The sequence below is a fragment of the Ensifer soli genome (assembly GCF_041928815.1).
Lineage (GTDB): Bacteria > Pseudomonadota > Alphaproteobacteria > Rhizobiales > Rhizobiaceae > JBHFEI01.
The window spans coordinates 1-7,314 of the sequence record NZ_JBHFEI010000037.1; the positions used below are offsets into that span (position 1 = coordinate 1).

A 7,314-nucleotide genomic window follows, 5' to 3' on the forward strand; every position below is an offset into this window, starting at 1 on the left:
CTTCTGGGGCATTCCAACGTCCTCTCTCAGGCTCAATAGCCTACTTCACGGAGGACCACTTTTCAGGGGGAAGACCAGCGTCCCATCCTTCAATCGCGTCGATGAAGCGCCCCATCACATTGAGTTGGTTCGCTCGATTGGTCAGGATCTGACAACGACGCATAAGATCGAGTTCGACAAAGCCAGGATGAGCAGCCGCGCGAGACAAGGCAAGGATTTGCTGTTCCCGTTCGGGGTGTTCCCAAGCCCAGGAGCCGCGGATGCCGGAAGTCTCCTCTTTAACCGCCCACGCATTGGATCGAAAATATTCGAGAACCGCGCCATGTTGGACGTTCAGATCACGCTTTGCAAATTCGTCGAGAAGGTAGATCGCGCGGTCTGCTCCCCGGGCGAAACCTGCGTCACGTGAAGCGTCGATCAGTGTACCGATATGATTGAGCGCAGCGTCATCGTCGAGCTTGCTGATCGAACGTTCACGCAATTTTTCGAGATCTTCACGCTCCAATTTTCTTTCCTGATAATGTCTATCCAAGGGACTGCTGCCCGTCTTCGGCATACAATGATTTTTCAGATCGATTTGATTATCTTCAGATATCCGGTTGCATGACAAAATTACGAGTTGCCTCGCTGTAAGACAAAAGCAAAATCTCAGCTTTCAGCCTCTTCCATCGTCTCAGACAGTTGGGACACAACAAGGTCGAACGCGACATGAGGCAGATCGAGACCATATACGTTATCAAAATGTCCGAAGGTCTTGCTGAGATACTTTGATGCTAGGTAGAGCCAATTTAGATCAATCGACGCTGGAGCTATCGCTGCTCCACGATGCCACCGGTGAGCCGGATTCTGGCAATGGATCGTGTTGAACATACTCACATGTGCCCAGTTTGAATGCATAACGCTACTAAACGGCTGATAGACATAGTTGTAGAAGTCGATAAATCCGGCCTCTTCGGCCATCTTTCTGATGTTGAGACCGGACCAACTACCAAGATTCACCTCAACAAGAGCCTCAATCCGTTGCCCTGCTAGCCAGTCACTCCAGACTTTGATCATCTGACTCAGTTCAGCCGCGTCATTGGGGTCTGTCGCAGCCTCTAACGCTCGTTTTTGATGAGCAATCTGCAATTTAATAGCACCCTGTCCGTCCTCAATATAAAGACGTGCGCGTGGACGAGGATCTTTTAGAATCCAAGCTAGATTGATGAAGACGTCGGCGATTGCCCGTAGCAAAATAGGCGCTATGTGCGGCGTCCATACGCCTGGAGAAGATGCCATTTCCATGGCCAGCGTCGCTTGCCGGCAAAGGAGCGCCGTAACTACCTCGAAGACCTCAATCTCGTTTAAATCTAACGGCCAGTTCGCCAATCTAATACGGAGATCAGCCCGAACCGCATTTCGATAATCAAAGACGAATTGCTCAAGCGAATCTTCACTATCGATAGTTTCGTCTTCGAGTGTGTCTAGAAATAGACAGGGGCCGAAGCCGGAGATATGGTCCCAAAATGCCTCAACCCATAATACGTCGACTTCAAAGCCGGCGTCATCAAGGTTAACCTCCATGAACAGTGTTGGAGCGGCAGCTCGAAAGGCGCCGGCAGCGCGACGCGCCTCCTCTGTCTCTGGATAGCCGTTAATAACCTTGAACCGTGCGATAAGGTCATCGATCAGATGCGCTGCGATATGAATCTTTCCTTGGTCGATTCCCAACTCGTAGCCAAGTGCTGATGACAGCACCGCCGTGCGACTGTTGCGGTCGTAAAACTCGCGGAGCAGTTCGGGAAAGCGCGTATTCTGCTCAGGTACAGCGTCCATTTTTCCTAGGAATGCCAACGGATGGTCGGGCATCACGGCCGCCAGTGGTGCCAGAGATCGGCGGATGGCTTTTAGACTGACCTGATCAAGTGTAGATATTATCGCTTCTTTTGCCGCGTCTGAAAGCTCCGCGAACGTGCTGAACTTAACAAACATGGGACATTCAGCCCCATTCATCGCCGTACGAGCGGCTTGACCTAAAGCACGGCAATGGCCCCGAGCTGCCTCGTAGCCACAATGGTCGATCACCAGGCCAAGCCAGAGAGCCTCGGGCACAAGCTGACGGGTCCAGGAATATTGGGACAGTTTGCCCCCGAGTTTATGCAAAAAGGACGGCACGAGCTTACGTTTGACCGCTACGTGGTCCTGCAAGACTGGCTTGCGTGTCTCATTAGTCAACGCTCTTCCCCTCGTTCTTCCCGGTCGAACAATCGCCACTTACGCATGGTGCCGGTCACTATCGTCATTGGTAATTATTTGCAGCACATTTAGGATAGATTGTGCAGTATCGTGACTTTAGAAATGTCAGGCATAAGTAGTTATGAACGAGGAAAAACGAAAAGAGGCAGCTGCTTCCTTGTTGAAAGACATGGAGGCTACAGCAGCTCGGATGCGCGAGCTTATCGTCGCGATGCCCCCACATGATCTGCTCGGCTACATCTACGCCCAGCATATGATGAAAGCGATGGTAGACCAAAGCGCCGAGGAGGAGCAACGCGAAGCGGACGGCCCAAATGACTTGATCAACGAAAACCAATTTCTGCTGGAGTACGTACACGCGGTGCTCGCGTCAGACGATGCCCCTGCGGACGTGACATTCGACGAAGCCCAATGCGCCGAGCTGTTTGAACTTAGCCGCAAACTGCGAGAGCAGGCTATGTTCTTTGCCATGGCCACGTCTGCCGATACCAAGGACGGCGTCTTTGGTCCCGACACAGCCGACATTGAATTCCGCGCGAAATCGACCTGGGTCATGCTACGCGGGAACCGCTACCAAGTCTTGGAAGGTGAGTTCTACAGCTACGTTTTGGCGCCTCACAATGATGTCTTGAAAGAAGTTTACGGTGTTGGTGCCGCCGATATCGCGGAAGGCTTCCAGGCCATGGCCGACGCCACCCGCTCTGGGCATGCCGACGCTATCATGGAGATGATTAAGCAGTTTGAGGCGGCACAGGCCTTCGCTGCGGCACAGGACAGGCCTCTGGAAGACGTCATGGAGGCATGGATTGCGGCCAATGCGGAACAGTCGAAAGCCGCTGGGCGGGCGATGGACGACATGTTTCGGGGCGGCATCGCCAACGTGAGTCGACACACTACGCTACCGCCTACGTTGCTGGCGGATTTGGCTTACCGGCGCGGAGAAGAAACCGAATTTTTCGCAGCGGGCGATTTTTCGGGAACACCCTACCGGACACTGCCTGCCAGGAAGAAGCCCCTGATTCAGCTTGGAGCGGACTACTACGCCATCGACCCGTGCTTCACCCGCGACGCTGGGTATCGTGCGCTTCTCTACAACCTTCTGCGGCGAAAGCCGGACTACAAGAAAACTTTTGAGGATCGACAGAAGAGGATGAGCGAAGCTGCCTTCGCCGACATTCTGGCCGCCCAGCTTCCTGGAGCCACGGTTTTTCAAGAAGTCTACTATAAAGACCCTGCCAGCAAGCAGTGGTCCGAAAACGACACCCTGATCCTGGTCGACGACGTGCTGTTCCTGGTTGAAGCCAAGGCAGGTGCGGCTGCGACCATTGCATCGCCAGCACTTGATTTCGGCCGCCACGCCCAGTCCGTTCAGGACTTGGTACTCAAAGCCTACAAGCAATGTGAGCGCTTCTTCAATTATCTGAATTCGGCGGATGAAGTGCCGCTCTACCACTTGGCGGACGGCAAATACGAAGAGTGCGGCCGTGTCCGCCGCTCCGACTACCGCGTGATGGTGCCGATCGGGCTGACGGTCGAGTCGTTCTCGCCCTTTTCCACATACTGTAAGGAACTGCCGCAAGTTGAGCCGCTGCTTGGAAGGCATGCCTTCGTTTCGCTGTCCATCGACGAACTATTTGTCCTCAAGCGTCTTCTGCCCACACCCGGCGAGTTCGTCCACTACATGGAGGTGCGGCAGGCCGTGGCAGGTATGCGCCGGGCTCATCTCTTTGACGAGTTCGACCACCTGGGCGCGTACCTGAAGAAAAACCGTTTCGATCAGAACATTGCCGAGCAGCTGAAGGGCGGCAAGGCGAGCATGCTTATCTGGGACGGCATGAGCGACATCGTCGACAGGAGCTTCGAGGGGGAAGACTGGGAAAGCCGACGGTTTCCGACGCAGGACCTCCCGGAAGAGGTGCTGAACCTACTTAGGGCGCTCGATGCTACCCGAGCACGCGGGTGGCTATCAGCGGAGAGCCATATCCGTGACCTTGGGGAGGAAGGCCGGAATAATCTGGCCAAGATGCTGTCCGACCTTCGCCAAACCCTGAACCAGCATCCCGCTCGCTATTTTACTCTCTCCGGGGACGGCGAGCCGCTCTTCGTTTGGCTTCAACAACACGACCACCAAATTGACTGGACCAGGGTGAATAACAAGGCCAGCGCAGCTGCGTTGGCCGTCAAGGCTTCTAACGTCATCGGCATCGTGGCAGAGGTTAGTGCCGACGGAACCTACTACCGGGCGCAGTCTTTCGCGGTCTACATACCGACAGAGCGAACGGAAGAAAACGCCCACATCTACGAAGACGCCGCGCGAATGGCTCAACCCACGCGGGCGGTAAATCTCAACCAGCCGAGAGGTGTCGCCCCACCTGTGAAGACCAAAAAGCCTGGGCGGAATGATCCGTGTCCGTGTGGCAGCGGTGTAAAGTACAAGAAGTGTCATGGCCGTTAGGGATAGGCCAACCAATAGAAATTGATAAACGTCCAGGGAATGACGGCTTTTTAGAGCGTGAATATTTTGGAGGAGCATGGAGGCATTTATAGCGTAGACGTCGATCTATGTTTCGTCGACTTCGGCCCGCCAGAATCGCCAATTGCTCTCCACAGCGGGACATGGCCGCATTGTCCCAAACCGCATGGCAAACCGCCGATTCCACGCTATCGCCCGATACCTGTCTGTCTGAAATGGCGCGCCACCCGCGTCATTCCGACTGCGGATCGGCGCTGCTATCGGTGACGGCATCAATCAGCGTCTCGTAAGATGATGGCCCCCGGATCGCGAGCCCGTGTGCTCGATCGAATGTGCCAAGCGTCTTGCTCCAATATTTCGCGGCGAGCGTCAGATAATGAACGTCCGGGCCGAGTGCCTCGCTGGTCGGACGACGATGATGCCGGTGCAGTGGATTGCCACACTCCCTGAGATCGTAACGTGCAACATGGTGCCACATCGAATGCGTGCAGGCGCTGAACGGAGTGTAAACATAGTTGTAAAAATCAATGCAGTTGGCCTCTTCAGCCATTTGACGAACCGACAGGCTCGACCATTTTCCTAGGTCAACATCGAGCAACCAGCCGATCCGCTGATTGTCGATCCACCTCTCGCCGGCTTCCAGCATGGTCGCCTCTTGCGGCGTCAGCTCGCGAGTTCCGATCTGCGCGCGGCGATGCTCGAGTTCGAGTTTAGCCTGACCTAATCCAAACAGTACGAACTTCCGGCAGCGCTCGACCGGATCTAGCAACAGCCACGCGATGTTGATGTAAGCGTCGGCCATTGCGCGTAGCAGGATGGGCGCACTATGCCCGGTCCACAGCGCGGGCGCGCGCGCGACGTCCTTGGAGAGCGTCGCCTGTCGTGCGAGCATGCCGCCGATCACTTCGTGGACGTGGATCTGAGAAAAGTCGGGAGGCCATGCCTCCAGGCGCGCCGTGAGCTCGTGATCGACGTTTGTACAATAGCTCTCGATGAGCGGCCAAATTTCTAAGCCTTCGTCATCCTGACCATCAGCCTCCTGCTGAGTCACATCAATCCTCGCACTGTTCGAGTTCCAAACCACGGTTCCAGAAAGCGGTCGGCCAATCGGTCCCCGACGCCATCATGTCGGCGTCACCGAACATCTGATTGAGGGTCGCGCGGATCGACGCGGCGATCCGCTGTGACTGCTCGGTTTCGGGGTAATCTTCGATCCGGGGAAAATCAGCGAGTGCCAAGCCCGCCGAGACCTTGAGTCGATCAGCATCGAATGCAAGCCATGTCGCGGTCGCCTGAACCATGATGGCGCACGTCGATGAGCGATCGAGTAACACGCCAACCAGTGTCTTGAGCGCGCCGAGATCTTGTAACCAGCTTTCTCGCGTCGCCGCTTGCGCCAGTTCGCGCATGGGGTGGTCTGGGTAGTGGGCATGGAGCGGCGCGAGCGGTCCGCACAGATCATCCCGATAAGACCGGCCTTCCACGATGCTCGAAAGCACGCCTCTTGGTAGAGAGGCGAACTTGCCGGCCGCTGCCCAAATCGTGCGGCCATGCGTTGGATCGCTTACACGCAAGTCGCGAGTAAAGGCGGTTATGATTTCAACGCCACGACGAGGACCCCAGGCTTCCTGCACGAGCGCGATCCACAAAAGTTCCGGAATCATCATGTTGATCCACGACACCTCGTGCATTGGTCCGAATGCGTTGTTGAACGGAGTCACTAGCTTGGATTTGATGCGCCTGTGATCGTCAAGCACCGGCGTTCGCTTGTTTTCATTCATAACTTCCCCGGTACAGCGTCGGTAGAGATCGTCTTGGGTATAACGAAAGATAATGTGACGGAATGATGCCGCCAAATCACCGATATTTCCACCGTTAGACACTCAAACACCGCCGAAAATCGCCGATTCCCGCACTGCTCGGAATATCCATATAATTGTCAGAGACTTACAATGATTTCATAGTGCTCATCTTCGTCGGGTGCTGTCCGCCATAACATTTTTCATGTAGCTCATGTTACCTAACACCTTGAATGGTAATGTGATTTCTGGGGTTCGAAATCCGTTTTCGGAGCACCATGCCAGACGGTCGGCAAAGGTCAGCCGAAGCACCAGTTTCTGATACTCAAATTTCCCGGAACGCCAGAGTTTTGAAGGACTTGCAAGAAAGTCGATTGCGAGTTCGAACAACTCCTCAAAGGCACCGTGACGGACGGCACCGGTCTGACCACGTTCGAAAAGAGAGAGTTTTTGACGTTCCAACGTCGCGATACGCTTTTCATACGCAGCGACGACCGAATGGGAACTTGCGTCAACAATCCGATCCAAAAGCGTGTTGATTTGTTTTTCGACGTTCGCGACTTCGCGCTCAATCGAACGACCGATATCCGACGCTTGCGCGAGACGCTGATTCCAGGCGTCCTTGAACATCATGCGCGCGAGCGCAATCAGACGCGGCGCTGGAGTGAGTCTTTCGAGAAGTCCGGCAAACTCGTTTTCGATCACATCGCGGCGTATGGATTTGCGATAGTGGTCTGACCCCATTGGGTGGTCCGGTTTCAGTCTTAGTGCATGATCGGCTTTTCAACCATCGCCTGTGCCGATGAT

6 protein-coding genes are annotated in these 7,314 nt (G+C 54.9%); 1 reads left to right on the top strand and 5 read right to left on the bottom strand.

The features are described from left to right. Positions 1-40: 40 nt before the first annotated feature. Together ACEVQ6_RS23165 and ACEVQ6_RS23170 are read right to left on the bottom strand one after the other, a co-directional pair. Entirely contained in the window at positions 41-505 is a 465-nt protein-coding gene (locus tag ACEVQ6_RS23165; protein ID WP_374891413.1) for a hypothetical protein, read from the bottom strand. A gap of 143 nt (positions 506-648) precedes the next feature. Then, entirely contained in the window at positions 649-2,214 is a 1,566-nt protein-coding gene (locus ACEVQ6_RS23170) for a DUF5677 domain-containing protein (RefSeq protein WP_374891414.1), read from the bottom strand. A gap of 142 nt (positions 2,215-2,356) precedes the next feature. On the opposite strand from ACEVQ6_RS23170, the gene ACEVQ6_RS23175 reads away from it, so the two are divergent. Further along, positions 2,357-4,690 carry a YecA family protein gene (locus ACEVQ6_RS23175; protein ID WP_374891415.1) on the top strand — a complete coding sequence of 778 codons (2,334 nt, stop codon included), beginning with the start codon at positions 2,357-2,359 and terminating at the stop codon, positions 4,688-4,690. A gap of 250 nt (positions 4,691-4,940) precedes the next feature. Here the strand turns inward: ACEVQ6_RS23175 and ACEVQ6_RS23180 are convergent, their stop codons facing one another. From ACEVQ6_RS23180 to ACEVQ6_RS23190, 3 genes are all read right to left on the bottom strand, one after another. Further along, entirely contained in the window at positions 4,941-5,759 is an 819-nt protein-coding gene (locus ACEVQ6_RS23180) for a DUF5677 domain-containing protein (RefSeq protein ID WP_374891416.1), read from the bottom strand. Position 5,760: 1 nt separating this feature from the next. Next, positions 5,761-6,489 (bottom strand): hypothetical protein, encoded by a 729-nt coding sequence (locus ACEVQ6_RS23185; RefSeq protein ID WP_374891417.1) that lies wholly within the window; start codon positions 6,487-6,489, stop codon positions 5,761-5,763. 186 nt (positions 6,490-6,675) lie between these two features. Further along, the gene (locus ACEVQ6_RS23190) at positions 6,676-7,251 is read right to left on the bottom strand and encodes a hypothetical protein (RefSeq protein ID WP_374891418.1); all 576 of its coding nucleotides are present in this window, start codon (positions 7,249-7,251) and stop codon (positions 6,676-6,678) included. Positions 7,252-7,314: the final 63 nt, after the last annotated feature.